The following is a 24,891-nucleotide window of genomic DNA, read 5'->3' on the forward strand; positions in this document are numbered from 1 at the left end:
GCTTTATTTTAGCATATTTTTTGTTTCTTTAGCATATTTTCAGGGCTATATTTGACATATATTGATATATATGATATAATATAGATACAATAAAATAGTTTATTGTCCCATGTTGCGGGGTTCGCAAAAAGGTTCTTTAAAAAGGAGATCAAATGAAACATCCTTTTTTAGTTTTCTTCTGTGTATCAGTACCATTATTGGTATGCGGATTCGGTTTAATGGTTTTGGGCGCAGTCTCTTGGCCATTAGACGTGGAAACATCTGTCATAGCTTTGACAGATGGTGGAGTCGCTTTAAGCGGATTCTTTGTTTCTTTGCATGCTTTGTCTTCGTAGACAAAGCACAGACCCTCGCTAGACGTGAACTGGACTAGTAATAGTTGGCTAGTGAGGAGTAAACGGGTTCACGGTTAATGAAAAATATTCAGTTTTGCGAAAGGCAGAAACCTATACTGCGGGGTGCGCAGAAAATCCTTAAAAAAGGAAAAAATAATGGACAATCCAAAAATGACTGATAAAAGATGGGCGGAAATTGCTCAGATTGCTATTGGTTATTTGTTGGGAAAGCTCGGAATTGAGCTTTCTCACGACTCTTCAAGGGAATTAAAAAATCTAGCAAAGAAGCTAGAAATTCCTTTCGAAGAATTGCAGTACTTTGCAAGACCATTTATCCAGGAGATGCTGGATAAAACTTACGGCAAAGAAAAAAACTAAGCCAGAGTTGAGCTTATTTAATAAGTTCGGAAAAGGGTAAATGAGATCCTCATAATGACGATACTCAGAACAAGAACCCAGCTCCGCTTAGTAAGCCGGTTATATTCGTATAACCGGCTTTTTTATTTAATTAAAGTAGAAACTTTAGCTTTGATAATTTCGTGAATTTCTTCGCGGCTCATAATTTGATCATCTTTGACGCATTCAATCATGGTCATGTCTTCAGAAAAAAGTTTAGCGATTTCCAGATAAGTAAGCTCAGCTTTTTTTAAGTGCTCAGGATCTTTTTCATGAATATCTTGAACGTTGCCGCGATTAGTAATAAGTTTAGTGTTTATTTCTGAGCTAACATGTAAAAGTATATTTAAATCAGGTTTAGGAATTTGGCAAATTTCATATTCAAAATCATATAACCAAGTAAAATATTCCCGAAGCGCTGCTTGATCTGTGAACTTACTGCCTTGATGACCCATATTAGCAGTAACATAGCGATCAGTTACAACAATTTTACCTTCGGCCAACATTTCTTTGATGGCTTGGCTTTTATCAAAGCGATCAAGAGCATAAAAAATAGAACTTAAGCGAGGGTTAACTTCATTAGCTTTTTGACCATAATCACCATTCAAATATCTTTCAACAAAATAGGCTGATGGCGTACCATAGCTTGGAAAACTAATTTTTTCAACTGGATGATTATTTTCTTTTAACCAATTATAAAGTAATTCGGTTTGAGTTTTTTTGCCCGAACCATCCGTACCGTCGATGACTATTAAAAAGCCTTTACTCATATTGTTTTATTTTTTCAATTATAGAATTAATTTGTTTATCTAAATCTTCTTCGCTGCCATTATTATCAATCTGAAATTCAGCCTTAGTCATCAATATAGGAACTGAAGCATCAGCCTCTCTTTTATGATCCTCGACAAACTCTTCAAATGTTTTATTGTCATCGTCTGTGTTTTGTGATCTTTTGACTAATCGTTCATAACGCAATTTAATGTCAGCATCAATCGCAACTAAATGAAAATTAGGTATTTCCTTTAAGTAGGCAATATCAGCTTCGCGTCTAATTCCTTCGACAACAATATATTCATGATTATCCTCTCTGATGTCTTTAGCCATGGCTTTAGCTAAAAGATCTTCACCAAATCTTTGTCTTAAAAAAGTTGATAAATCTTGAAAATTTACTCGGTTTTTTTCAATTTGCAGTCGGTCCATAGCGTCTCTAAGCGAATCAGAAAAACCATGGCGGCTTGCCCCGTATTTATTTACAATGTATTCAGACACTCTGCCTTTACCAGCAGAAAGCGGTCCGACTAAGCCAATTACAATCATATTTTTGTTGTCATCCTAGCGTAAGCTAGGACCCAGGAGTTGACCGTAGGAGCTTTAATTGTAGGGTAATAATTTTTAAAGCTTATACGTTTTTCTCCTGGGTTCCCGCTTGCGCGGGAATGACAGTTAAATTATTTTTTAATTATATCTTGTTCACCACGCCTAATATCCCAGTCGCTAGCAGACAGATTAGAGTGCAATTTCAAATCAGGGAAATTCTTAGCTAAAGCATGGTGCATCTGATGAGCGATTAAACGATAAGTTGGGTGAACCGTAGTATCAGCTCTTAACTCAGTTACATAAATCATTTGTGGCAAACTGTAGTAGGTGCGGCATGAAACTAGGAAGCCTAGTGAAACATAATACTGCTTTTCTTCTTCGCTAACATTAAGTTTGGCAATTCTTTCAGTTTGAGTTTTGATTAATTCTCTTGCTTGAGTTCGCAAATCTTCTGGCAGCTGTTCTAAATACCAAGCATGAAAACCAAAATGTGTAGTAGCTAAAGGCATACGGAATACGCCGTTACGATGGCGCTGAGCATCACGTGACGAGCCAAAATCTAATAAATAATCGCACCAACAACCACCTAATTCATCTAAGAATGAAGGCAGATTAGTTTTGATTGGTCGTTCACTTATTACTTCCTTAAATGGAGCTAATGATTCAGCTTTTATGTTTGTTGAAAAATCAAAAGTAGGGGACTCAGGATTAAAGTAGTAAGTATAGTCTTTGGAAATACTTTCTCGATAAGCTTCTTGACCTTCATAAAGCTTGTGACTAAAACTTGAGGGATATTTCTCTTTTAGTTGTCGCAAAATTTCTTTTGAGATTTCTTTTATTTCTTGCAGTGGGTGATGATTTAATAAGGCTAGGCGATCAGCAGCCTGGCGTAAGTTTGTGTGCCAACTTAATTGAGTTGCGATGCCAGATGGTAAAAATGATCTTAGAATATCGAAAACGCGGGCATTGACAGCTCGTTCATAAACTTTTTCATCTTCTTCTTCGCGTCGTGGATGAGTTAAACGAAGATGTTCTTTAACTTTCTCCTGACTGCCAATATAAAATTCCATCCAACTATTAATAATCTCTTTACTCTCAGCTGAATTAATAGGATCAATGATTGGTTGCTTAGCCATATCAATATAACGCGTGGAAGTTTCTTGCCCAGAATATAAACGCCAATCTTGAATGGCTTTAGCAGCTAATATGCTGACACTTTCCACAAAGATTGTTGTTGAGCCGCAGTCACCAATACTGCCATGGCCATAACCAACATAAAATTGCTCCATGAATTTTCCAGAGCCAGCCTTCTTAACTTTTTCTAAGTGTTCAGTGACACTTGCTGAGCTACGAGAATATAAGGCTTGTAACATAGCATTATCCTCTGGAGCACAAGAGTCTTCAATTAAAATTAAACGTTTTTTATCTTCCATATTATTTTTCTTCGTGACAAGTAAATTGTCGATATTTAACACCAGCTAAATCAAGCATTTTCCTTGAAGCTAAACATATATCACTATCGTGGTATTTATCACTTTCATAAATTACTTCAACAATCCCGTTTTGAATTATTGTTTTAGCGCATTCATTGCAAGGAAATAGCGTGCAATAAAGTCGGCAATTTTTTGTTGAATGGTTTGCGTTATAGATTGCGTTTTCTTCACCATGAACAACGTAAGCATATTTGGTATCTGACAATTTGCCTTCGCGATCCCAAGGCAGCTTATCGTTATCAATGCCGCGTGGCCAACCATTATAACCTAAACCGACCACCACATTGTCTGGCGTAACCACTGCTGCGCCAGCTTGAGTTGATGGATCTTTTGATCTTTGGGCAATTATTTTAGCAATTTGCATAAAACATTCATCCCAAGATATAACACCAGTAGTTCGATGTTTTTCCATATTTATAGAGTAAATTATCTTAATATAAGATTAGCGTTTAACGCTGGATTAGTCAAAGTTTTATTGGTTGACAAAAGCATTTAAAAAACATATAGTATGAGAAATATTTCGGAATCAAAAACATACTTGAAAATGGAAAAATCAAACAATGGTGCAAGCCGTTGGTTTGCATTTTCTTTCGGGGTTACATTTGTTCTTTTATATTCAATTTTATTGATAGCTCTCTGTTTTGAGATACCACTTGAATCAGTACCTAAAATTATGGATGATTCGAGGTACATGGTAGTTCTAGACATAATTTTGTTATTTGGCATACCCTACGGAATGATTCCTTATCTCAATAGTGTTGATAAGGAAAAAAATTCCGAGCTAAATAAAAAATATAATTATGTTTCAATACCTTTGAATGAGTGGACAGTGCTACCAATACTTATTGTACATGTCTTAATATTTGTTGTAGTTTTTAGTGCAACTTTTTGGAGTTTCATATTAGCTATTTGTTTAATGTTCTTGGTTAGTATTTATCGGGCTATTGCCAGATACACAAAACTAATACCTCGACATGGTTAAAGAGGTTTCTTTTAAAGAAGCCTCTTATTTTTTTTAAAAAATATTATTTAGTTGCTTCGTAGATAGCGTTTACTTCGGAGGAGGAGAGTACGCGATTATAAATTCGCACGTCATCGACGCCGCCATTCAAGAGATAAGTTGTTCCGCCGGCAATAAAGTTTCCAATAAATAATTTTGTTGTGCCCAATGGCAAGGTCATTGTTTTATCTCCAGAAGAGCTGATAGTGTTATTTGTTGTTGCGTTCTTAATATATATATTTCCTCCGGCTGAATCCCAGGTTCCAACTACATAATACCAACTATTAAGTGTTAGCGGAGCTGTATTAATATTTAGAACCGCACTACTGCTTTTTACGCCGTATAAATATAAGTTGGTAGTACCTATAAAAAAACCAATTCTTTCACTAGCTGCAGCGTTGCCAATGTCTACTAAACGACTATTGTTTCCAGGTGCTGAGAAATAAAACCACATTGAAATTGAGCCGCTATTAATAATTAGATTATTATTTGCAGGAACACTAACATAACTGTCCGTGCCGTTGAATTTTCCAGCATAAGTTCCAATCTTTGCTGTTGTATAGTATGGAGCGGTTCCAATCCAGGATCCAGTGATATTATTACCTGACGAATCGATGGCCGTCGTACCAGAGCCCTCATCAAATTTCCACCAACCAACAAGACCAGGCGCAGTGCCTACGCCGGTACTAGAACTAGAGTTGATACCAGCCGGGGTTGAAGAGACGTTGTTACCAAGACAGAAGTTAAGACTATAGTTTGTGTTGTCTGGAGTAGAAGCGTATGTATAGTTATTGTTACCACAACCATTATCATTTCTGGGTGTAGGGTTATTAGGAATACTAGCCATATATACTTTAGTACCATCAGGAGATGTTAGACTGTTACCTGGAGTAATGATAGTAGGATAGCTATTGTTATCTGCGTAATACAATTCTAAGGCGGTACTTATTTGCTTTATGTCAGCTACTCTTCTAGAGTCTCTAGCCTTAGCTCTAGCATTACCTAAAGCTATTATGGCCATAGTAGAGAGCACACCAATAATAGCTATTACTACGAGTAGCTCGATGAGAGTGAAGCCAGTTTTGTAATTTTTAGACAAAGACATTTTAGTTCTTTAGACATCTTACTGAAAGCCCATAAGTTTTATCGAAACTCGCTCTATCTATTCCGTCGTTATTGAAATATGCCCAGCGTACATATGAGTTTGAACTATCATATTGGCTTGAAGAAGTAAGTGACCAATGAGTTCCTCTGTACTGAAAATTGCTTGCACTATTCTTTATTCCAGTAGCTACCATATTAAGACCTGAAGAGCCGCCAACTTTTAATTTTTGACATGAGTTATAGCAATCACCAAGACCAGCACTTAAACTCCTATTGGCATCGCAGGTTTGCCCTACATCAGTTAAATACTGTTCAAGAGTGTGTAATTCCGTATCACTTGGTATATGCCAACCACTTGGACAGATTCCTTGAGCACCGGCTGTTGTAGAACCATTCATTACTGCAGCCCAGGTATATAAAGCTCCATCACTTGTACAGATATTCTCGTCATTATTATAGCAAGATCGACCTAAACCATTATCAGCTACTGATGCATTAGGACAACCAGGATTAATACAATTTCCATTTGGATATTTTTTAGTTCTAAGATTTTCTTTCATCCAGCACTGAGTGCCAACTTTTACGGTGTTGTAAGTATTGCCGTCTACGTCTATGACAGTAGCTTGGCCACAAGGTGCGATACCGCTATTATTACTTATAAAGATCGAGCCAGATGTTAAACTACTCGCATCATTACCAATGCAAGTAGCTACAGAAAAAGAAGAATTATTAATATTCGTTGAATAACTGTAGTCAGTGTTAGAACAATTGCCATCATTCATTGGCGTTGGATTATTAGGTATCTTACCCATGTAGGTTTTAGTACCATCTGGTGATACCAAACTATTACCCGGAGTGATAATAGTTGGATAACTATTATTATCCGCGTAATATAATTCTAGCGCTGTACTTATTTGTTTTATATCAGCAACACGCTTAGCATCTCTAGCTTTTGTTCTTGCGTTACTCAAGGCAATAATTGCCATAGTAGAGAGTACACCAATAATTGCTATTACAACCAAGAGTTCGATTAAGGTAAAAGCTTTTTTATTTTTATGAAACAACATAATTAGTTTTTGAGACAGCGAACATTGTAGCCACTTGATTTTTCATTTAGGCCGTAGCGAAGTATTGTAGTATACGAAGTATAGAAGTTTCTCAGCCAAGAACTATTAGCTGCGTACTGCGAAGACTGCCAGAAAGTTGCATAGCTCAGTGAGCCTATAAATGATCCGCCAATAGCGCGATAGCCGCCAAGCATAGCGGAAAATCCAAGTAAGTCATCTCCGGCCCCAGCGCCTGAGCCCTGACCAACTTTTTTTAGAGCTTTGCCGGCTCCTTTAGCTCCTCCTGAATCAGCTCCGTTATCATCTGCGCAGCGACGATAACTGGCAACTGAATTATTACAAGCAAATTGTGTACTAGAACTGCCAATGGTCTGAATTGCATATTGTTCAAGAATGTTAAACTCGGCATCGGTTGGAATGTGCCAGCCGCTAGGACAAATTCCTTGATGCGGTGTTTGAATTTGTGATGAACAGTCAGTATTCACACAGCTAGCAGGTAAAGCCATAGCTTCTTGCCATTCGTAAAGTCCTCCGTAAGTTACGCAGCTTGCAGAAAGATTAGAATAACAATATTTTTCTACAAGGCTGTCATTGGTTTGATTTGAGTGATTTGAACCAGTGTTAACACTCGTAACCATTGTGCCAGCATTTAAATTTTGTTTCATCCAGCATTGACCGCCGATTTCTACCGTATCGTATTGGTTGCCATCAGCGTCAGCAATTCTTTGGCCACAATTAAATGAACCAGAAGGGGAGTAGGATACGACCCCTGGGTTGAAGTTCGAAGCCGGTGAGCCAAGGCAGGTTGAGATGTTATATGAATTTATTGATGCAAGATATGTGTAGCCGTAATCAATATTTGAGCATGTTCCATCTGTCCTTGGTGTTGGGTTAGATGGAATTTTTGCCATATAGATAGTTGAACCATCAGGCGAAGCCAAGCTATTTCCAGGGGTGATAATTACTGGATAGCTGTTGTTATCTGAATAGTATAACTCTAAAGCCGTAGCAATTTGTTTTACATCAGCCACTCTTTTAGTATCTCTGGCTTTAGCTCTAATGTTGTTAAAAGTAATTATTGCCATGGTTGAAATTACACCAATAATTGCTATTACTACTAGTAGCTCAATGAGAGTGAATCCTTTTTTAATTAAATAATTAATATTTGTGTTTTTAATTTTTTATACAGCGAAGCGATAAACCGTGAACTGCCGCAGCCATAACTTTTAAGATTAGAGTGTATTCTGAATGTACAGCTCTATAAAAAGGAGCTCCATAAGTCACTCCGCTTAATGAAGATGTGTACATATAGCTTCCTCCATATTGACCTCCCCACCAACCTAAATACCCTCTACCAGAAAAGGTAGAACCGTCAGGTCCTCTTGTTCCTGCAAGTTGTGCGTCAAAGCCAGATGATCCGCAAGGAGTTCTTTGTCTGCATTGAGTGGCTGTTTGTAGCTTATCGCCGCCCTTATCACATGCCCAAACTCCGTTACGACTTACATCGCAAGATTGCCCCGGGTCTGCTACGTATTGCTCTAAAACGCCAAATTCAGCGTCGGTCGGCACGTGCCAGCCATCAGGGCATATACCTTGAGTCCCGGGAATTATAGTGCCATTCATCACCGCTGCCCATGTATAGAGAGCGCCATAAGCCGCGCAATCATCTTCTGTGCCAGGAATTGTTGATCCAGATACGGCAGGACAAGATCTCTCTGAGTTAATTAAGATATTATCGCTAATAGAATTTGTCATAGCAACCCCGTTAGGTTTTGTTTTTGTCCGAAGATTTTGTTTCATCCAACATTGAGGTCCAATTTGTACAGTTGTATAAACATAACCATCTCGGTCAGTAATATTTTGTCCACAAGAAAATGTTCCCTGAGGGGAAGCAGACACTACACCAGCATTAATATTACTTGAGCCAGAACCAAGACAGGTTGAAATGTTATAAGTATTAGAAGTTGTAATATAGCTATAGTTGTAATCAATATTTGAACAATTACCATCATTTCTTGGAGTCGGATTAGATGGAATAGTATTCATGTAAATAGTGCCTCCATTTGGCGCTTGCAAACTATTTCCTGGGGTAATAAGAGTAGGATATGTATTATTATCAGAATAATATAATTCTAAGGCCGTGCTAATTTGTTTTATATCAGCTAATCTTCTAGAGTCTCTAGCTTTTGTTCTAGCATTACCTAGAGCTATTATAGCCATAGTAGAGAGTACACCAATAATTGCTATTACTACGAGTAGCTCAATGAGAGTGAAGCCGGATTTCTTAAACTTGGGCATAATAAAAAACACAATATCTTGCGATTTTATTATAACACAAATGTGAGGCAAAATTAGTTATTCTTTTTTGGCTATTAGATAAAAAGCGACTACCTGTTAATAGCAAATCCATGCAAACAAAAAACAGACCTTGCGGCCTGTTTTTAATTGCACTAATTAGAATTGAATTTTTATACCTGGTCCCATGCTTGAACAAATAGCGGCGTTCTTGATGTAAGTACCTTTTGAACCAGATGGTTTAGCTTTTTTAATGGCTGTAATAACAGTTTCAATATTTTCAGCTAACTTAGCTGTTTCAAAAGATGTTTTACCAACAGCCACGTGAACGTTAGCTGTGTCATCATTCTTAAAGCTAATCTTACCTTTCTTTAATTCAGCAATAGTTTTAGCTGGGTCAGTTGTAACTGTTTCGTTTTTTGGTGATGGCATCAAACCACGAGTACCTAAAACTTTTGCAATTTGACCTAGATTTTTCATTAAAGCAGGTTCTGCTACTGCGACTTGGAAGTCGGTTTTTTCAGACTTTTTAATTTCAGCAATTAAATCTTCACCACCAACAATGTCAGCACCAGCATCTTTGGCTGCCTTTTCGTGCTCTGGTGTAACAAAAGCTGCAATTCTTACAGTTTTACCAGTTCCGTGTGGCAAACTAATAGCTGAACGGATTTGTTGATCACCCTTTTTAGTATCAATACCTAATCTAAAGTGAACTTCAACTGAAGAATCAAATTTAGTTTTAGAAAATTTCTTAACTAGTTCAACAGCTTCGGCTACTGAATATGATTTATTCTTTTCATATTCATAGGCCACTTTTTTCTTAGTAGTTTTCTGAACAATCTTTTTCTTAGGTTTTGCACCTTCTGAACTCGACTTAGTTTTTGTAGTCATATTTTTTCGTGGTAATAACGTCCTCCGTAGCTTTAGCGAAGGGGGACTCCCACAATTAATAATTAATCTTTTTTGATTTCAACGCCCATTTGTCTAGCAGTACCAGCAATAATTTTGCTAGCTGCTTCAATGTCACGAGCGTTTAAATCAGAAATTTTTATTTTAGCAATTTCCTTAAGCTGACTCTCAGTAATAGAACCAACTTTTTCGGTCAAAGGTTTACCTGAACCCTTTTCGATTTTAGCGTACTTCTTAATCAATTCTGAAGCTGGAGCTGTTTTCATGATAAAAGTATAAGTTCTATCAGCGTAAACAGTGATTTCTACTGGAACAACGTCGCCCATACGATCTTTGGAAGCGGCGTTAAATTTAGTACAAAATTCAGCAATGTTCAAACCATGTTGACCCAAAGCTGGACCAATTGGAGGAGCTGGGTTAGCTTGACCACCGCGAACTTGTAATTTTATAACTGTTAATATTTTTTTAGCCATATAAAAGGTTGTTAGTAGATAGCCGTTAGTTGCTAGGGCGAAGTAAATTTATCGCCCAACAACCAACAACTAACAACTAGTTTTTAGATTTTTTTAATTTGTAAGAAGTCAAGCTCCACTGGCGTTTCACGGCCGAACATGGATAGAAGCACCTTGACTTTACCTTTGCTCTGGTCAACTTCAATAACTTTACCTTCAAGGTTCTTAAAGGGACCATCAACCACGCGAACAGGGGAACCTTCAGTAACATCAATTTGGAATTTAGGTTCTTCAACACCCATTCTCTTTTGTAAATCTTTAATTTCTACTTCCGAGACAGGAGTTGGAATATTACCTGTACCAATAAAACCTGTAACGTTTGGAGTATTGCGGACAGCGTACCAAGAATCATCAGTTACAACCATTTCAACTAAAATGTAGCCAGGGAAGATTTTTTCTTCAATGACTTTTCTTTTTCCATTATGGATTTTAATCTTCTTTTCTTTAGGGATTAGAATATTAAAAATTTTATCCTCCATATCCATGGATTCAACACGTTGCTGAAGATTTTCAGCTACGTTTTCTTCATAGCCGGAATAAGTATGAATAACATACCAGCGTCGGCCTTGGTTTAGCGTTTGTTTCGCCATATTGTTTAGCGATTAAGAGTTTTTTCAATGATAAAAACAAAAAGATAGTCTAGACCGCCTAGAAAGACAGCCATAGCAAGACTAACGCCAATAACCAAAAGAGTATAGTTATATGTCTCTTTCTTTGTTGGCCAGGTCACTTTCTTCATTTCAGCAAGTGCCTCTTTAAGATAGTTTATAAGTTTGTCCATAAAAATGGTTTAAAAAACAGCCCCGGACGGGCCATTAAGATGCTTTTATAATACCAAAAATAGTCAAACAGTGTCAATAGCCACAAATAATTTGGAGATAAGTAATAGAATACTGTATAATTAAGATAATTCATATGAATCTAACATCAGCCATAATTGACAGCGGAAAAGTTTTAATCCAGTTCATCTGGGATCTTTTGTATTTTCCATTTTGGTGGTATTCGCGAGGTTTTTGGGAGGTCTTAAAATGGGCTGGAAGATTCTTATTACGTCAAATCAGTATAACTGGTTTGATAGTTTGGGTACAAAATCTATTTACTCCGATGTTCGGTCAGCACGATTTCTCTGGCGTGGTAATTAGTTTTTTTGTGCGCTCCATCCAGATTATTGTTCGCAGTATCGTGATGCTTTTTTGGTTATTCTATGTTGTGGCTGCTATTTTGCTTTGGTTAATCGCTCCGGTTTATATACTTTATCAATTAATACTTCAGTTAAGTTTTTAAAACATTGTCATGTCCGAAACAGCTTCTCAAAATCAAACATTGCCTTTAGTTGTCTGTCCAACTTGTAATGGTACTGGTCGCTTGCGAACGTCCGCTTGTTCTAATTGCGGTGGTTTAGGTTTAGGCGCTTTTCATAATGAAAAATTTTTGTATTTTTCTTTAGCCTTATCGCCAGCCTTGATTCGCCTACAAGCTGTAAAGAAGATTATTGATTTAGTAATCAATATTGTTTGTTTTGTTTTAGGTGGTCTTGGTATAGTAGCGCTCGGTTTTTGGCTTTATCTTCATGGCGGAATTATAAGTGCTTTTACTTTAATGACTCCAGCAGCCTTAAAGCACCTAGCATTTTGGCGAATGCAACATTGGCTTCTATTCTTATTTTGGTTAAGTACTATTCCTGACATGTATGTTGTTTATCGTCTAGCTAGAGCTAGACAAAATGATCATAAAATCAAACCGCCAATGTATAGCAGTAATCAGGTTATAACAGCAGCCTCTCAGGATTGGGCGGTACTTAAAAAACAACACGCCAAACACATTAACACTTCTGAAAGTTTGGATAAACAGGCCGAGAAAGTCGTTGAAGAGGCATTTATGACCGCAACTCGTTTTAAACACAGTACTATTGAACCAATACATATTTTTACAGCTTGCTTGTTTACGAGCGGAGAAATTGGTGCGGTTTTTTCTCGCTTAACGGTTAATGAAAAGAAATTTGTTCAAGGTCTTGAACATCAACTAGAAGCAAGAGCTGCACAAGGTGGTGCACCAGTTTTTAGTTCGGCAGTAAACGAAATAATAGTTGAAGCCTACGCTACTGCTTGGGATTATGGGCAAGAAAAAATTCGAGCTCTTGATTTACTTGTGCCAGCTTATGATCGTGATGAAAATCTTAGAGAGTTATTATATGAGTTAGAAATTGAGCGCACTGAATTAGTTAATGCTGTGGCTTGGTTTAGAACAAATAATCAAATCATTACTCAACATGAACTTTTCCGTCGTTTAGCTCGTCTTAAGCCATCAACCAACATGGATCGAGCTTATACGGCTTTATCAACTCCGTTATTAAATAATTATTCTCATGATTGGACACTTGCTGCTAAATGGGGGAGAGTTGATCTTTGTTTGGCGCGCGATAAAGAAATAAGACAAATTTTTGATGGTGTTGAAAGTGGCCGTTATGGCATGATGTTAGTTGGTCCGATTGGCGTTGGTAAAGAAACTTTGATTGGCGGCATCGCTCGTTTAATGGTTTTAGAAACTGTACCAAAACAGTTTCAAGATAAACGCTTAATCGAAGTTGATATTCCTCGCTTAATCGGGGGCTCAACTCCAGCTCAGGCTGAAGAGCGATTATTAACTGTTATTGCCGAAGTTTCACGCGCCAGAAATATTATTTTATATTTGAAAGATTTGGAAAAGATTTTAGGTATTAGCTCTGGTGGGGAAGAAAGTCTAGATTTAGCATCAGTCTTAGCTGACGCTATAAGTCGCGGCGCTATATATTGCTTGGCATCAACGACGGATGAAAACTATGCTAAATACTTAGAGAAATCAGCGCTCGGTTCAGTCATGGCTAAAATCGATGTACCTGAGCCTGATGTTAACCGCGCTATCTTAATGATTGAAAGTAAGCTTGGTTATATGGAAGGCAAATATGGTGTTTATTTTTCTTATCATGCTTTAGCCGAAGTTGTTTCTCTAACTGACCGCTACATGCATGATAAATATTTACCATCAATTGCTTTAGAAGTACTTGAATCAGTTGCCGTAAAAGTTTCACGCCGCGAAAATAAAACTGTTGATCGTGATGCGATTGCTCAAGTTATTACGGAAATTACTAAAATCCCAGTTACAAAACTAACTCAAGACGAAAGCGCTAATTTATTAAATCTTGAAGAAAAAATTCACGCTCGAATGATTGGCCAAGATGAAGCGGTTGATATGGTTTCTTCAGCCTTGCGTCGTGCTCGTGTTGAGCTACGTGAAGGCAAGCGACCAATTGCGAACTTCTTATTCCTTGGACCAACCGGTGTTGGTAAAACTGAATTGGCTAAAACTGTTGCTGAGGTTTATTTTGGTCGCGAAGATTATATGATTCGTTTGGACATGAGTGAATATCAGAATAAAGACAGTGTTAGCAAAATGATTGGTGATCAAACTGGTGTTAGTGGTTATTTAACTGAAGCCGTTCGTAAGATGCCATTCTCACTTATCTTGTTGGATGAAATTGAAAAAGCTCACCCTGATATTTTAAACTTGTTCCTACAGGTAATGGATGACGGACGATTAACTGACGGACAAGGCAAAACAATTGATTTCACAAACTCAGTTATTATTGCCACTTCAAACGTGGGCTCAGCATTAATTCAAGAAAATGTTCGCGCCGGTAAATCTATGGAAATTATTAAGGAAGAATTGATTGAAAAGGAATTAGTTAAAGCCATGCGACCAGAACTTATTAACCGTTTTGATGGTGTTATTATCTTTAAGCCTTTAGAAAAAGAAAATGTTATCGCCATTGCTCGCAATATGCTTAAAAAGATTGCTAAGATGTTGGAGACTAAAGGTTATGGCTTTGAAGTATCAGATAAAGCAGTTGAGCAATTAGCTGAGTTAGGTTTTGAACCTGAATTCGGAGCACGTCCTCTACGAAGACTTTTGCAGGAAAGAGTTGAAGATCAGATTGCCACGAAAATTCTTGAGGGCGGTATGGGACGCCGCGATACAATTGTAATTGCTGATGATTTAAGTTTGTCGGTTAAAAAGGCGGAAACCTTATAATTATGTCCAATATAGAACGAATTTGTGTTTTTGGCGACTCAACAGCTTGGGGAGCCTGGGATTGCGAAAGAGGCGGCTGGGTTAATCGACTCTGGCTTTTTGTTGGAGAAAGATATCTTTCTCATCAAGGAGATTTCAAAGAATTTTATAATTTAAGTATTTCAGGGGCTACTTCACAAACTATTTTAGATCGCTTTGAAAATGAAGTTAAAATTAGAGAAGCCGAGGCAATAATTTTCCAAACTGGTAATAATGACTCAGCTTTTCTTAAGGAGCTTGGTAACTATTGGATTAAACCGGATCAATTTAGAGCCAATATTGAAGAAATTATTAAACGCGCCAAAAACATAACTTCAAATATTATATTTATTGGTGCTGAAAAAATGGATGAAACAAAAACTAAGCCAGTTTCTTGGGCTGATGTTTATTATGTTAATGAATCAATAAAAAAATATAATGACATAATGCAAGAAGCTTGCCTTAGAGAAGGCGTTCTATTTTTAGACACTTTTAATCTGTTAGATAATAATGATTTAAAAGACGGCGTTCATCCAAACAGTTCAGGCCATACTAAAATATTTGAAAAAGTTAAAGAGTGTTTGATTAATCAAGCCTGGATTTAAATAATTATGATATTTTATTTTGTTTTTTTTATTGTCACCTTTTTTCTTTCTTGGCTCTTAACTATCGTGGTCAAAGAACTAGCATTTCAATACAAAGTTTTAGATTATCCTCGTGGCAGACATCAACATGAAAAGCCAACTCCTTTGTTGGGTGGCTTGGCTATATTCTTAGCTTTAGCTATTAGTTTATATGCTGGCAGGTTTTTAATTTTAGCTGGCAAACTTGAACCACGTCATTGGTTAGGTGTTTTAGCTGGCGCTACAATTTTACTAATTGGTGGCATAATTGATGATGTAAAAAAACTTTCTCCTTACAAACAATTTCTTTTTCCATTGTTAGCTGCCGTCGCTGTTGTCGTCGGGGGAGTGGGTATTGAAAAAATCACTAATCCATTTGGCGGATTTTTTTACTTTAATGATTGGTTAATTCCTGCTTTTTCTATTCTATGGCTTTTAGGTATGATGTTTACGACAAAATTATTAGATGGAGTTGATGGCTTAGTTAGTTCGATTGGTGCGGTTGGTGCATTTATTATTTTTCTCTTTACAATTACGACACGTTGGTATCAACCAGACATTGCTTTCGCTGCTTTAATGTTAGCCGCTGCTTGTCTTGGTTTTTTGGTTTTAAATTGGTCTCCAGCTAAAATATTTTTAGGTGAATCAGGCGCATTGTTAATTGGTTTTGTGCTTGGTGTATTATCAATCATTTCTGGCGGTAAAATTGCCATTGCCTTACTTATTATGGGTGTTCCAATACTAGATGTAGCTTGGACCATAATAAGGCGTTTACTAGCTAAAAAGAATCCATTTAAATCAGCCGACAGAGAACATCTTCACTTTAGACTGCTAGATTCAGGCCTAGGAGCTAGGAAAACAGTTCTGGCCTTTGCTTTGACTTCCTTTATTTTTGGACTAAGTGCGTTGTTTTTGCAGAGTAGAGGCAAGCTGTTAAGCTTGGTCATTCTTGGCGCTTTAATGATTTTGGCAATTGCTATGTTTTCTTGGCTTGACAGGAAAGCTAAAATTAGATAATATTTGGTTATTATTCCTTAGCTCTGCTAGGGTGTTTTACTAAGAAAATAATTATTCACTATGAAATTTGCAGTAATCAAGACTGGCGGAAAGCAATATACAGTCAAAGAAAAAGATATAGTTTCTATTGAAAAACTTGTAGCCGATGACGGCGGTAAAGTTATTTTTGATACTTTAATGACCTTTGATGACAAGGGCGAGATTGATCTAGGAACCCCAACGTTAGGCGAAAAAGTTGAAGCTAAGGTTATTTCAACTGCTAAGACTGATAAGGTTAGCGTTATTAAATATAAGAATAAGACTCGTTATCGACGTAATGTTGGGCATAGACAGATTATGACTAAGGTTGAAATCACAAAAATCTCTTAAATTTTTTAAGTTTTATAAAAGCCCTGAGCTGAATTAGCCCAGGGCTTTTTTTGACAATTTTTAGTATTTGTTGTTATATAAGAACAAACGTTTTTTCGAATTAAAAGGAGGGGACAATGCTCCTAAAAAATGGGCCAGTGGTTTTCACTGTTCCACCAATAGATTTTAAGCGAAAGTTTGAAGCCGTGAGTTGCTATCTTTTATACCGCGAATATATACTTTTCTTAAAGCGTTCTGATGAAGACGATTCAGAACCAGGCAAGCTCGGTGTCCCCACTGGTAAGAGAAGATCGTACGAAGTGGACATAGATACTGGAGTAAGAGAGGTAAAAGAAGAAACTGGGATTGACTTAAGTAAGCATAAAAATAGATTTATATTTTCAAATCAATTTTATATGCGCTATGAGAAGTTTGATTTTTCTTGTAGGACATATGTCATGCATTTACTTGAAAAACCAACAATAGTTCTTTCTTCTGAACATCAGGCCTATGATTGGTATAAATTAGGTCATGTTCTGTGTCCTACTAGAACCGATGTTCTAGTTAAGGGTTTAAAAGAAGTACTTATCTGTGAAGAAAGATTAGTTCACGAAATAATTTCAAAGGCAGCTTAAATCTTAGAATTAAAAAAGGAGTCACGTTTATCGCTGACTCCTTTTAAAATTTATAAATAGTTTTCCGCTTTTGAAATATTTTTATTTAAGATAATCTTGATAGTGTTTTTGCGCTTCTTCGATTTTTCTCTTGGCAAAACTTAAGTTAGTATTAATCTTTTCTTGATGTTCGGTTACTTCTCTTAAGAGGGCCTCTAACTGCTCTATTTTGTAAGCTTTTTTGTTTATAGCAAGCCTGTCTGATTCTGGAATTTGTTCTAGAGCGGCTTCTTCTGACATATTAAATTGCTCTTTGAGTTTTTCAATTGGTTTTTCTAGATCCGCTAACTCCGAATAATCTTTTTCAATTATAGTTTTAATATTTTCGAGTAGGGGGTTGAAAACATTTTCAATGTAATCATCTTTCTCCATCTTAAGCTCTCTTGCCTCAGCTTCTTCAAGTTCCTTAGTTAATTTAGAGGTTTTTATACAAGTATCTTTATGTTGTTTGATAAGAGCATGGTTAACTACCCCCTCTAAACTAGCTAATATTTTAGTAATTTCTTCCATCCTTTTTTTGCCAGCCTCTGTTTTTGTATCAGTTTTTTCTTGATAAAATTTATTATCCATGTACTTTTTATCATCAGCTGTCAGTGCAGATTCAATTATGTCTTGCTCTCTGTAAGCTTGCTTGAGTCTTCCTCCTATTATTTCCGAAGTGACTAGGCTAGGTGTTGTTTCTAGAGCTTCTTTCATATTTCATTTCTAAATTTTAAAGCATGACCTAGAGTTAATCCATCAGCGTATTCAATATTCGCACCAGACGGCAAGCCTTTGGCTAAGCGAGTAATTTTAATACCAGCTGGTTTTAGAAGTTTTGCAATATATAGAGAAGTTGTTTCACCGTCTAAGGTAGGATTCAGTCCTAAGATAACTTCTTTTGGTTTTAAAACTTTAACGCGATCAACCAAACCTTTGATATTAATTTTTTCAGGTCCAATATCATCTAAAGTGTTAATTGTACCGCCTAAAACAAAATAAAGGCCTTTATATATGTTAGTATCTTCTAAAACAAATAAATCACGTTCATCAGCAATAACACAGAGCGCGGTTTGATCTCTATTTTTGTCTTTGCAGATTGAACAAGGATTAGTTTCTGTTAAGCCGTTGCATAAATCACAAGTCATGACTTTTTTTGGTAAGTCATGTAAAGCCTCAGATAATTCTTCAATTAGTTGAGGTTTTTGTTTTAGTAAATAAAAAACATAACGCTCGGCAGTTTTTGGACCAACGGAGGGAAGGCGTGAAAATAAGCTTATTAGTCTTTCGAGTGGAGAGGGGAGACGCATGATGAATTATTTGTTTTTTAATTCTTCTTGGATTATTTTTCGCATTATATCTTCTAACTCTTTATCTGAGATAGCGGTAAATTTATTGTCTTGGTTAATAGTATCTAGTCTCTTTTGCCAGACATCCCTTTCTTCGGTGTATCTTTTTTTATCAGTTTTTGAACCTAAGCGCCTAATCATTTCATTACATCTAATAATATGCTTTTGGTAGAGTCTTATCAGGACTCGTTCAGTCGTGTTTTCAGGTATTAATTCTTCAAACTCGAGAGTTTTACCTTCAAACTCTTTGTCCGGCATGGCGTTGATTAAAAACTTTATGACAGGGTTTTCTAATAAGGTTTTAACGAGCGCCTTATCTCTTTCATCAGAAATACTTATGTTATCTCCGTCACCATCTAACATCTCAAGATTCTCTTCATACCAAACTCCTATATTAGCTTCTTTAATCATTGTCTTGTAGAAAATAGCTTCGGCCGTACCTCTTTCTACATAGGTTTCCATCATGTTCGTATAGTCATCATTAAACAAGGTTTCATTTTTCTTTTTTTTAGACTTAGCTAAATCAGAAAGAATATTTTTTGCTTCAATATTAGGATAGCTAGAATTTTTTAATAACTCTTCTGTTTTTTCTTGATTAGCTACTCTTTGTAAAACATCAGTTTCTTTTGAGTTATTCAAAAGTTCCTTTTGTTCGTCGGCCGAATAATGTTTAAGTAGCTCGTTATTCATGATAATTACTTATAGTCCAAAATTCTTTAAACCGCCCATGTCTTGCATCTTTTGGGCCATTATTTTTTGAACCTTCTTAATTGCTTCGTTAATAGCATCTTTAGCTGAATTCGCGATTTGAGATTGGCTCATATTTTCAGCTACAGTAAAAGCAGTAACTTCTAAGTTACCGTTAATAGTAATTGTTAAGCCATTTTTTTCTACAGTAACTGATTCGCCAGACAAAGCATTTTGCATGGTTTTGGCTTGAGTACGTAAATCTTTGATTTGCTTTAATTTTTCAAACATATAATTAATATCCTCTTTGAGCTCCCCGTCCTGAATCAAGTTCAGGATAAACTCCAGCGGGGATATCTAAGTTGTTAATAATAAATAAAATTAGATTTCCTGAATCGTACGGGACATTAAATTATTCATCTCCTATGTCAGGGGGAATATCGTAATCACCTTTAGCTAGGTTTTTAAAGCTAACTGTTTCTTCATCAAAGAATAGGTTAACTTTTCCAGTCGGTCCGTTACGATGTTTAGCAATATACACTTGTGCAGTAGTTTTTTCAGATTGAGATAATTCTTCAATGTTATAGCCTCTATCCGCTGCTTTACGATAAATAAACATAACCACGTCAGCGTCTTGCTCAATAGAACCGGATTCTCTCAAGTGAGACAACTTAGGAATAGCTGGACGAGTTTGTTCAACGTTACGAGAGAGCTGTGACAAAGCTAAAACAGGAATATTTAATTCTCTGGCGATACCTTTAAGTGAACGGCTGATTTCAGCAATTTCTTGTACGCGGTTGTCGCCATGACGACTGCGACCCTCCATTAACTGCAAGTAGTCAATAACTAAAAGTTCTAGTTTATTTTCCATCTGAAGTCGACGAGCTTTCGTTCTGATTTCCATGATGTTAGCGCTAGCCGAGTCATCAATAAAGATAGGAGTTTCAGATAAGACACCCATAGCTTGTCCAATACGAGAGAAGTCGTCTGACTCTTGTTTGTCTGACAATTTACCAGTTCTCATTTTCCATAAGCTAACGCCAGCTTCAGCACAAAGCATACGATCAACTAATTGTTCTTTGCTCATTTCCAAAGAAAAGACACCAACAGCCGCTTTGTTAATGGTTGCAACTTGTCGAGCAATATCAAGCGCTAAAGAAGTTTTACCAACTGAAGGTCGAGCGGCCAAAATGATCAAGTCTGATTTCTGCAAACCAGCTAATAAGTTATCTAGATCAGTAAAACCAGTGGCTAGACCACGCAACTTACCTGATTGCTTGTGTAAATCATCAATACGATCAAAAGCTTCGTTAAGCAAGGTGTCGATTGGCTGAAAGGCTTGTTTTAAGAATTTCTGGGAAACATTGAATAATCGTTTTTCTGATTCATCTAATAACTTATCAATTTCTTCATCTTCGTTATAACCCATTTCACCAATCTCTGAAGCAGCTGCTATTAAACGACGTAAAGTGGCTTTACGTTGAACTAATTCAGCATAGTAAGTAACGTTAGAAGTTGTACCAACCGCATTAGCTAAACCAGCAATATATGTTCTACCACCTATTTTATCTAAAAGATTCTTTTCCTCTAATTTTGAAGTTAAACTTAAAATGTCAATTGGTTCGCGACGAGCATAAAGCTCTTGCATGGCGCTATATATCTTTCCATGACTATCTTTATAAAAATCCTCAGGATTCAAAATATCTGCCACTTTAATAATGACGTTTTGATCAATTAAAAGAGAACCGAGAATAAAGGTTTCGGCTTCAAGGTTCTGAGGTGGTAGTTTTTTTAGTTCGTCTTGGGAGGGCATAATATCTATATAGTACAGGGCGAAGAGAGTTTAGGCAAATGCTTAATTTGTTGATTAATTGTTGATGAAGTGTCTATAAATATTTAGCTGGAATTATCTAAAATTAGCACATTTTAGGCTATTTCCTTGACATATATTACTATAAATGTTATCATATTAAAGTTGATCTTTCAAAAATGTTTGTAAAAAAAGCTAGAATCCTAAATATTTAGGTCTTTAACTTTTTTTACAAACTAATTAAATTTATAAATGAATAAAACAACGATTCATTCATCTCCGTTGCTTCCATTAATATCTGCAATCGCAGCAATTACATTATGCATAGGAGAGGTTACAGGCACTATTCGCCTTAATACAAATGCGGGTCAGCTTGTTTCAATATTTCAAGCTTTTGTGTACGGAACCTTTACTATACTCTTTATAGCATTTAGTTATGTTTTTATGCTTATAAGGAGAGGTAGTAAGCACCAGAATAGTTAATACCCCAAACCAATTTAAAGGCGGTTTCTCTAAACAAGGAACCGCTATTATTTTTGTCAAAAACCTGTTATATTTATAGTATCATATGAAAAAAATCCTTTTTGCTTTTGCCATTTTTTTGGCAATGCTTTTCCCAATTCTTAGTCAAGCAGCTGAACCACTAATAGATACTGATAAAGATGGTCTAGTTGATAACTTGGAATTAAAATTTAAAACCGATATTAATAATCCCGACACTGACGGTGACGGTTTTGTTGACGGCCTAGAGATTGCCAAGGGTTTTGATCCTTTATCAAAAGAAGACAAAAAGTTAACAAAAAATATTTTAGTTAATCTAAAGAAGCAAGAATTATATCAACAACTAAATGGCATAACAATTAGAACTCACACTGTCTCAACTGGCAAAGCCACTATGCCAACACCAAAGGGAACCTTTACGATTGCAAATAAATCAGTGCGAGCTTGGTCAAAGACTTATGGTCTATGGATGCCTTATTGGATGGGAATAAGAGGTACGCGCGCCGGAATCCATGAATTACCAGAATGGCCTAATGGTTACAAAGAAGGCGCTAACCATCTTGGCAGGCCTGTTTCACATGGCTGTATCAGACTTGATGTTACGGCCGCAAAGATTGTTTATGATTGGACTGATGTCGGTACGAAGGTTGTTATTAATTAGTAAGCTATGATTTATTTTGATTACAGCGCGACTACGCCGCTAGACCCAAAAGTTCTTAAGTCAATGACTCCTTATTTTTCTAAGGATTTTTTTAATCCAGCTTCTATTCATAGCGCCGGACAAAAAGCACTTAAAGCAGTTGAGGATGCACGTTATAAAATTGCTAGACTAATTGGCAGCAGAGGCTCAGAAATTGTTTTTACTTCAGGTGCAACCGAAGCTAATAATTTGGCTTTAAGAGGCTTACTTGAAGGTGCTTTATCAAAAGGTGACAAACGTAAACATATTATTAGCACGTCGATTGAGCACAGCTCTATTCTAGAACCACTAAATGATTTAAAAAAGAAGGGTTATAAAGTTGATTTATTACCAGTTGATAAAAATGGCCTAGTTAGTTTAAGTGTTTTAGAAAAAGCTATTACTGAGGATACGATTTTAATTTCTATTGGCTATGTTAATAGCGAAGTCGGTAGTATTCAGCCTTTAAATCGTTTTGGTCGCTTAATAAAAAAATTAAATTCACATCGCTATGAGACTTGGCTTAAATTATCAACTCGCAAAAGAGGGGATAAGCCTAGACCAATGTATTTTCATAGTGATGCGACACAAGCTTTTAATGTTATTGATTGTGATATAAATAAGTTACATCTGGATTTAATGAGTTTATCAGGTCATAAACTTTATGGACCAAAAGGAGTTGGTTTATTATTTGTTCGTCGTGGCACAATTCTTAAGCCACAACAACTTGGCGGTCATCAAGAACGAAACTTAAGGAGTGGAACTTTAAATGTTCCAGCCATCGTTGGTTTAGCTCAAGCAATGATAATTGCACAAAAAAATCGTGTTACTTTTAATAATAAAATTTCTAAGTTACGTGATACTTTTATTAAAAGTTTATTAAAACTAGAGCCTAGTTTAATGATAACTGTTAAATCTTTCGCACTTTCAGCAATGCACGCCAATATTATTTTCCCTAAAGTGCAGGGTGATGCTTTGTTGTCGGCTTTGGATGAAAAGGGAATTGCAGTTTCAGCTGGTTCAGCTTGTGCTTCCGGTGATCTAGAAGCCTCTCATGTTTTAGTGGCCCTCGGTTATGAAAAGTCTTTAGCTCAATCGGCGCTGCGTTTTACCTTTGGAAGAATTACTAATATTAAAGAAGTTAATCAAGCCGTAAAAATCGTGTCTTTAGCTTATAGGGCCTGTTTACGCCGCGGTTGAGGTAAAGATGATTAATGTGATAAAGTAGAAATATATGAAAATGATTGTTTCTAAAGCGCTTAATTACATGTATATTGGGTTAGATTGGACAAAACTAGCCCTTAAAACACTTTTAGCTGATAAATTGTCAGCTATTTTACTTATTATCACCCTGTTGATTAATGTTCTGACATGGGTGGCTTCATATTTTCTCAATAACATAATCGCCACTGATTTGGCGGTTCTGCATTATAATGTCGTCTTTGGAATTGACTTAGTTGGTGACGCTAGCCAGCTTTACTTTACACCGTTTATTGCTCTAGTAATTTTGATTGTTAACATTTTATTAGCCGCATTTTTGAAAAACAAGCGAGATAAATTAATTTCCGCCATGCTTTTATCAATTGCTTTGGTAGTTAATATTTTTTGTTTAGCGGCACTTTATTTCTCATACATTATAAATTTTAGTTAATATGGAATCAGAAATTATCATTATCTTAGTTTTATCAGGCCTAGCTTTTTTGTTAGCTCTTTTTTTAACTCCTTTGTGGACGAAGATTCTCTATAAATACAAACTTGGTAAAACAATTCGCAATTCTGGTTCGACGCCAATTTTTTCTAAATTGCATGCTGCAAAAAGTGGCACACCAACAATGGGCGGTGTCTTGATTTGGTTAACAACCGTTGTTTTTGCGTTCGGCTTTTTTTATATATCACAAATTTTTTCTTGGCCGATTTTTTCTCAACTTAATTTTTTAACTCGTACAGAAACTTGGTTACCTCTTGGTTGTTTAGTAGCCTCTGCTTTAGTTGGTTTGTTTGATGATTGGCTCGACGTTAAAGGTAGGGGAACTGCTGGTGGAGGAGGCTTACGAATGATGCATCGCATATTAATTTATACGGCGATCGCGGCGATTGGCGCCTTATGGTTTTATTTCAAATTAGAGCGTGATACTTTCAATATCCCATTCTTGGGCGACTTTCATCTAGGTTGGATGTATATCGTTGTTTTTATTTTTGTAATTGTTGGAACGGCTTTTTCTGTTAATCAAACCGACGGTTTAGACGGTTTAGCCGGGGGAGTATTACTAACCAGTTTCTGTGCTTATGCGGTGATTGCTTTTATGAATGGTAAATTTAATCTTGCGGCCTTTTGCGGCGTTATTGTTGGTGCTTTATTAGCGTTCTTGTGGTTTAACGTAACTCCAGCTCGTTTTTATATGGGTGATACTGGCTCAATGAGTCTTGGTATTACCTTGGGCGTAATTGCTATGTTAACCGATAGCGCCCTAATTCTAGTTTTAATTGGTTCGATTTTTGTAATTGAAGCAGTCTCAACAATTATGCAGATCGTTTCAAAAAAAGTACGTGGAAAAAAAATATTCTTGTCTGCTCCAATCCATCATCATTTAGAAGCAATTGGTTGGTCGGAAGCAAAGATTGTTATGCGAGCCTGGATTATTGCTGGCGTTTCAGCAACCAGTGGCTTAGTTATATTTTTATTAAACAGACTCCATTAAAATAAACTTAC

Annotated in this window: 30 protein-coding genes and 1 pseudogene; 13 read left to right on the forward strand and 18 right to left on the reverse strand. The window is 36.4% G+C overall.

Going from position 1 to position 24,891, the window contains the following annotated elements:
• Positions 1–152 precede the first annotated feature (152 nt).
• Together NTY12_02485 and NTY12_02490 are read left to right on the forward strand one after the other, a co-directional pair.
• Positions 153–335: a hypothetical protein gene (locus NTY12_02485; protein ID MCX6792868.1), complete on the forward strand. Its 183-nt coding sequence runs from the start codon at positions 153–155 to the stop codon at positions 333–335.
• Positions 336–491: 156 nt separating this feature from the next.
• Complete coding sequence (locus tag NTY12_02490; protein MCX6792869.1) at positions 492–713, forward strand: hypothetical protein; 222 nt, start codon at positions 492–494, stop codon at positions 711–713.
• Positions 714–835: 122 nt separating this feature from the next.
• Here the strand turns inward: NTY12_02490 and NTY12_02495 are convergent, their stop codons facing one another.
• From NTY12_02495 to NTY12_02510, 4 genes are all read right to left on the reverse strand, one after another.
• A complete protein-coding gene (locus NTY12_02495; GenBank protein MCX6792870.1) occupies positions 836–1,501 on the reverse strand; it encodes a deoxynucleoside kinase in 666 nt (221 codons plus the stop codon).
• Positions 1,494–2,048: an AAA family ATPase gene (locus tag NTY12_02500; protein MCX6792871.1), complete on the reverse strand. Its 555-nt coding sequence runs from the start codon at positions 2,046–2,048 to the stop codon at positions 1,494–1,496. The genes NTY12_02495 and NTY12_02500 overlap by 8 nt, the downstream gene beginning before the upstream one ends.
• Positions 2,049–2,179: 131 nt before the next feature.
• Positions 2,180–3,481 (reverse strand): FAD-dependent thymidylate synthase, encoded by a 1,302-nt coding sequence (locus NTY12_02505; protein MCX6792872.1) that lies wholly within the window; start codon positions 3,479–3,481, stop codon positions 2,180–2,182.
• Position 3,482: 1 nt separating this feature from the next.
• Positions 3,483–3,953 (reverse strand): dCMP deaminase family protein, encoded by a 471-nt coding sequence (locus NTY12_02510; protein MCX6792873.1) that lies wholly within the window; start codon positions 3,951–3,953, stop codon positions 3,483–3,485.
• A gap of 96 nt (positions 3,954–4,049) precedes the next feature.
• Here NTY12_02510 and NTY12_02515 point away from each other — a divergent pair, with 96 nt between their 5' ends.
• Complete coding sequence (locus NTY12_02515) at positions 4,050–4,523, forward strand: hypothetical protein (protein ID MCX6792874.1); 474 nt, start codon at positions 4,050–4,052, stop codon at positions 4,521–4,523.
• A 43-nt stretch (positions 4,524–4,566) separates the two neighbouring features.
• Here the strand turns inward: NTY12_02515 and NTY12_02520 are convergent, their stop codons facing one another.
• The 9 genes and pseudogenes from NTY12_02520 to secE form a co-directional block, all read right to left on the reverse strand.
• Complete coding sequence (locus tag NTY12_02520) at positions 4,567–5,640, reverse strand: prepilin-type N-terminal cleavage/methylation domain-containing protein (GenBank protein MCX6792875.1); 1,074 nt, start codon at positions 5,638–5,640, stop codon at positions 4,567–4,569.
• 7 nt (positions 5,641–5,647) lie between these two features.
• Positions 5,648–6,712: a prepilin-type N-terminal cleavage/methylation domain-containing protein gene (locus NTY12_02525; GenBank protein ID MCX6792876.1), complete on the reverse strand. Its 1,065-nt coding sequence runs from the start codon at positions 6,710–6,712 to the stop codon at positions 5,648–5,650.
• 2 nt (positions 6,713–6,714) lie between these two features.
• Positions 6,715–7,797, reverse strand: a complete 1,083-nt coding sequence (locus tag NTY12_02530) for a hypothetical protein (GenBank protein MCX6792877.1) — start codon at positions 7,795–7,797, stop codon at positions 6,715–6,717.
• A pseudogene (locus NTY12_02535) lies at positions 7,798–7,863 on the reverse strand (prepilin-type N-terminal cleavage/methylation domain-containing protein).
• 22 nt (positions 7,864–7,885) lie between these two features.
• Positions 7,886–9,010: a prepilin-type N-terminal cleavage/methylation domain-containing protein gene (locus NTY12_02540; GenBank protein MCX6792878.1), complete on the reverse strand. Its 1,125-nt coding sequence runs from the start codon at positions 9,008–9,010 to the stop codon at positions 7,886–7,888.
• Between the two features lie 156 nt (positions 9,011–9,166).
• Positions 9,167–9,898 (reverse strand): 50S ribosomal protein L1, encoded by a 732-nt coding sequence (gene rplA, locus NTY12_02545; protein MCX6792879.1) that lies wholly within the window; start codon positions 9,896–9,898, stop codon positions 9,167–9,169.
• 62 nt (positions 9,899–9,960) lie between these two features.
• Positions 9,961–10,389 carry a 50S ribosomal protein L11 gene (rplK, locus tag NTY12_02550; GenBank protein MCX6792880.1) on the reverse strand — a complete coding sequence of 143 codons (429 nt, stop codon included), beginning with the start codon at positions 10,387–10,389 and terminating at the stop codon, positions 9,961–9,963.
• Positions 10,390–10,472: 83 nt separating this feature from the next.
• Positions 10,473–11,018, reverse strand: a complete 546-nt coding sequence (nusG, locus tag NTY12_02555; GenBank protein MCX6792881.1) for a transcription termination/antitermination protein NusG — start codon at positions 11,016–11,018, stop codon at positions 10,473–10,475.
• Between the two features lie 5 nt (positions 11,019–11,023).
• Positions 11,024–11,209 carry a preprotein translocase subunit SecE gene (secE, locus tag NTY12_02560; protein ID MCX6792882.1) on the reverse strand — a complete coding sequence of 62 codons (186 nt, stop codon included), beginning with the start codon at positions 11,207–11,209 and terminating at the stop codon, positions 11,024–11,026.
• A gap of 134 nt (positions 11,210–11,343) precedes the next feature.
• Between secE and NTY12_02565 the strand changes: the two genes are divergently transcribed.
• From NTY12_02565 to NTY12_02590, 6 genes are all read left to right on the forward strand, one after another.
• Complete coding sequence (locus tag NTY12_02565; GenBank protein ID MCX6792883.1) at positions 11,344–11,712, forward strand: hypothetical protein; 369 nt, start codon at positions 11,344–11,346, stop codon at positions 11,710–11,712.
• Between the two features lie 9 nt (positions 11,713–11,721).
• Positions 11,722–14,496, forward strand: a complete 2,775-nt coding sequence (locus NTY12_02570; protein MCX6792884.1) for an AAA family ATPase — start codon at positions 11,722–11,724, stop codon at positions 14,494–14,496.
• Between the two features lie 2 nt (positions 14,497–14,498).
• Positions 14,499–15,119, forward strand: coding sequence for a GDSL-type esterase/lipase family protein (locus tag NTY12_02575; protein MCX6792885.1), 621 nt, complete (start codon positions 14,499–14,501; stop codon positions 15,117–15,119).
• 6 nt (positions 15,120–15,125) lie between these two features.
• Positions 15,126–16,154, forward strand: coding sequence for an MraY family glycosyltransferase (locus NTY12_02580; GenBank protein ID MCX6792886.1), 1,029 nt, complete (start codon positions 15,126–15,128; stop codon positions 16,152–16,154).
• A 60-nt stretch (positions 16,155–16,214) separates the two neighbouring features.
• The gene (gene rplU, locus NTY12_02585; GenBank protein MCX6792887.1) at positions 16,215–16,523 is read left to right on the forward strand and encodes a 50S ribosomal protein L21; all 309 of its coding nucleotides are present in this window, start codon (positions 16,215–16,217) and stop codon (positions 16,521–16,523) included.
• Positions 16,524–16,639: 116 nt separating this feature from the next.
• A complete protein-coding gene (locus NTY12_02590; protein ID MCX6792888.1) occupies positions 16,640–17,137 on the forward strand; it encodes an NUDIX domain-containing protein in 498 nt (165 codons plus the stop codon).
• Between the two features lie 81 nt (positions 17,138–17,218).
• Here the strand turns inward: NTY12_02590 and NTY12_02595 are convergent, their stop codons facing one another.
• The 5 genes from NTY12_02595 to dnaB form a co-directional block, all read right to left on the reverse strand.
• A complete protein-coding gene (locus tag NTY12_02595; protein ID MCX6792889.1) occupies positions 17,219–17,872 on the reverse strand; it encodes a hypothetical protein in 654 nt (217 codons plus the stop codon).
• Positions 17,869–18,465 (reverse strand): recombination mediator RecR, encoded by a 597-nt coding sequence (gene recR / locus NTY12_02600; protein ID MCX6792890.1) that lies wholly within the window; start codon positions 18,463–18,465, stop codon positions 17,869–17,871. Before recR ends, NTY12_02595 begins: the two co-directional genes overlap by 4 nt.
• 6 nt (positions 18,466–18,471) lie before the next feature.
• Positions 18,472–19,194 (reverse strand): hypothetical protein, encoded by a 723-nt coding sequence (locus NTY12_02605; GenBank protein MCX6792891.1) that lies wholly within the window; start codon positions 19,192–19,194, stop codon positions 18,472–18,474.
• A 9-nt stretch (positions 19,195–19,203) separates the two neighbouring features.
• Entirely contained in the window at positions 19,204–19,482 is a 279-nt protein-coding gene (locus NTY12_02610) for a YbaB/EbfC family nucleoid-associated protein (protein ID MCX6792892.1), read from the reverse strand.
• Between the two features lie 121 nt (positions 19,483–19,603).
• A complete protein-coding gene (gene dnaB, locus NTY12_02615) occupies positions 19,604–21,004 on the reverse strand; it encodes a replicative DNA helicase (protein ID MCX6792893.1) in 1,401 nt (466 codons plus the stop codon).
• A 565-nt stretch (positions 21,005–21,569) separates the two neighbouring features.
• Here dnaB and NTY12_02620 point away from each other — a divergent pair.
• From NTY12_02620 to mraY, 4 genes are read left to right on the forward strand one after another with little or no spacing between them, the layout of a single operon-like run.
• On the forward strand, positions 21,570–22,163 hold the full coding sequence (locus NTY12_02620; protein MCX6792894.1) for a L,D-transpeptidase family protein: 594 nt from the start codon (positions 21,570–21,572) through the stop codon (positions 22,161–22,163).
• A 6-nt stretch (positions 22,164–22,169) separates the two neighbouring features.
• Positions 22,170–23,381, forward strand: a complete 1,212-nt coding sequence (locus NTY12_02625; GenBank protein ID MCX6792895.1) for a cysteine desulfurase family protein — start codon at positions 22,170–22,172, stop codon at positions 23,379–23,381.
• 34 nt (positions 23,382–23,415) lie between these two features.
• On the forward strand, positions 23,416–23,832 hold the full coding sequence (locus NTY12_02630; protein MCX6792896.1) for a hypothetical protein: 417 nt from the start codon (positions 23,416–23,418) through the stop codon (positions 23,830–23,832).
• Between the two features lies 1 nt (position 23,833).
• Positions 23,834–24,880, forward strand: a complete 1,047-nt coding sequence (gene mraY, locus NTY12_02635; GenBank protein ID MCX6792897.1) for a phospho-N-acetylmuramoyl-pentapeptide-transferase — start codon at positions 23,834–23,836, stop codon at positions 24,878–24,880.
• The last annotated feature ends 11 nt before the right edge of the window (positions 24,881–24,891 follow it).

It is taken from the genome of Candidatus Falkowbacteria bacterium (assembly GCA_026396835.1).
GTDB lineage: Bacteria > Patescibacteriota > Patescibacteriia > Patescibacteriales > Patescibacteriaceae > Patescibacterium.

Excerpts from the sequence above, each read along its gene's own strand:
- NTY12_02620 (MCX6792894.1), top strand. The coding sequence starts at position 21,570 with ATGAAAAAAATCCTTTTTGCTTTTGCCATTTTTTTGGCAATGCTTTTC.
- secE (MCX6792882.1), bottom strand. The coding sequence starts at position 11,209 with ATGGACAAACTTATAAACTATCTTAAAGAGGCACTTGCTGAAATGAAG.
- nusG (MCX6792881.1), bottom strand. The coding sequence starts at position 11,018 with ATGGCGAAACAAACGCTAAACCAAGGCCGACGCTGGTATGTTATTCAT.
- rplK (MCX6792880.1), bottom strand. The coding sequence starts at position 10,389 with ATGGCTAAAAAAATATTAACAGTTATAAAATTACAAGTTCGCGGTGGT.
- NTY12_02505 (MCX6792872.1), bottom strand. The coding sequence starts at position 3,481 with ATGGAAGATAAAAAACGTTTAATTTTAATTGAAGACTCTTGTGCTCCA.
- NTY12_02540 (MCX6792878.1), bottom strand. The coding sequence starts at position 9,010 with ATGCCCAAGTTTAAGAAATCCGGCTTCACTCTCATTGAGCTACTCGTA.
- NTY12_02570 (MCX6792884.1), top strand. The coding sequence starts at position 11,722 with ATGTCCGAAACAGCTTCTCAAAATCAAACATTGCCTTTAGTTGTCTGT.
- NTY12_02525 (MCX6792876.1), bottom strand. The coding sequence starts at position 6,712 with ATGTTGTTTCATAAAAATAAAAAAGCTTTTACCTTAATCGAACTCTTG.
- NTY12_02610 (MCX6792892.1), bottom strand. The coding sequence starts at position 19,482 with ATGTTTGAAAAATTAAAGCAAATCAAAGATTTACGTACTCAAGCCAAA.
- NTY12_02625 (MCX6792895.1), top strand. The coding sequence starts at position 22,170 with ATGATTTATTTTGATTACAGCGCGACTACGCCGCTAGACCCAAAAGTT.
- NTY12_02490 (MCX6792869.1), top strand. The coding sequence starts at position 492 with ATGGACAATCCAAAAATGACTGATAAAAGATGGGCGGAAATTGCTCAG.
- NTY12_02515 (MCX6792874.1), top strand. The coding sequence starts at position 4,050 with ATGAGAAATATTTCGGAATCAAAAACATACTTGAAAATGGAAAAATCA.
- NTY12_02590 (MCX6792888.1), top strand. The coding sequence starts at position 16,640 with ATGCTCCTAAAAAATGGGCCAGTGGTTTTCACTGTTCCACCAATAGAT.
- NTY12_02495 (MCX6792870.1), bottom strand. The coding sequence starts at position 1,501 with ATGAGTAAAGGCTTTTTAATAGTCATCGACGGTACGGATGGTTCGGGC.
- NTY12_02595 (MCX6792889.1), bottom strand. The coding sequence starts at position 17,872 with ATGAAAGAAGCTCTAGAAACAACACCTAGCCTAGTCACTTCGGAAATA.
- rplA (MCX6792879.1), bottom strand. The coding sequence starts at position 9,898 with ATGACTACAAAAACTAAGTCGAGTTCAGAAGGTGCAAAACCTAAGAAA.
- NTY12_02510 (MCX6792873.1), bottom strand. The coding sequence starts at position 3,953 with ATGGAAAAACATCGAACTACTGGTGTTATATCTTGGGATGAATGTTTT.
- rplU (MCX6792887.1), top strand. The coding sequence starts at position 16,215 with ATGAAATTTGCAGTAATCAAGACTGGCGGAAAGCAATATACAGTCAAA.
- NTY12_02580 (MCX6792886.1), top strand. The coding sequence starts at position 15,126 with ATGATATTTTATTTTGTTTTTTTTATTGTCACCTTTTTTCTTTCTTGG.
- mraY (MCX6792897.1), top strand. The coding sequence starts at position 23,834 with ATGGAATCAGAAATTATCATTATCTTAGTTTTATCAGGCCTAGCTTTT.
- NTY12_02530 (MCX6792877.1), bottom strand. The coding sequence starts at position 7,797 with ATGGCAATAATTACTTTTAACAACATTAGAGCTAAAGCCAGAGATACT.
- NTY12_02485 (MCX6792868.1), top strand. The coding sequence starts at position 153 with ATGAAACATCCTTTTTTAGTTTTCTTCTGTGTATCAGTACCATTATTG.
- dnaB (MCX6792893.1), bottom strand. The coding sequence starts at position 21,004 with ATGCCCTCCCAAGACGAACTAAAAAAACTACCACCTCAGAACCTTGAA.
- NTY12_02630 (MCX6792896.1), top strand. The coding sequence starts at position 23,416 with ATGAAAATGATTGTTTCTAAAGCGCTTAATTACATGTATATTGGGTTA.
- recR (MCX6792890.1), bottom strand. The coding sequence starts at position 18,465 with ATGCGTCTCCCCTCTCCACTCGAAAGACTAATAAGCTTATTTTCACGC.
- NTY12_02605 (MCX6792891.1), bottom strand. The coding sequence starts at position 19,194 with ATGAATAACGAGCTACTTAAACATTATTCGGCCGACGAACAAAAGGAA.
- NTY12_02500 (MCX6792871.1), bottom strand. The coding sequence starts at position 2,048 with ATGATTGTAATTGGCTTAGTCGGACCGCTTTCTGCTGGTAAAGGCAGA.
- NTY12_02575 (MCX6792885.1), top strand. The coding sequence starts at position 14,499 with ATGTCCAATATAGAACGAATTTGTGTTTTTGGCGACTCAACAGCTTGG.
- NTY12_02565 (MCX6792883.1), top strand. The coding sequence starts at position 11,344 with ATGAATCTAACATCAGCCATAATTGACAGCGGAAAAGTTTTAATCCAG.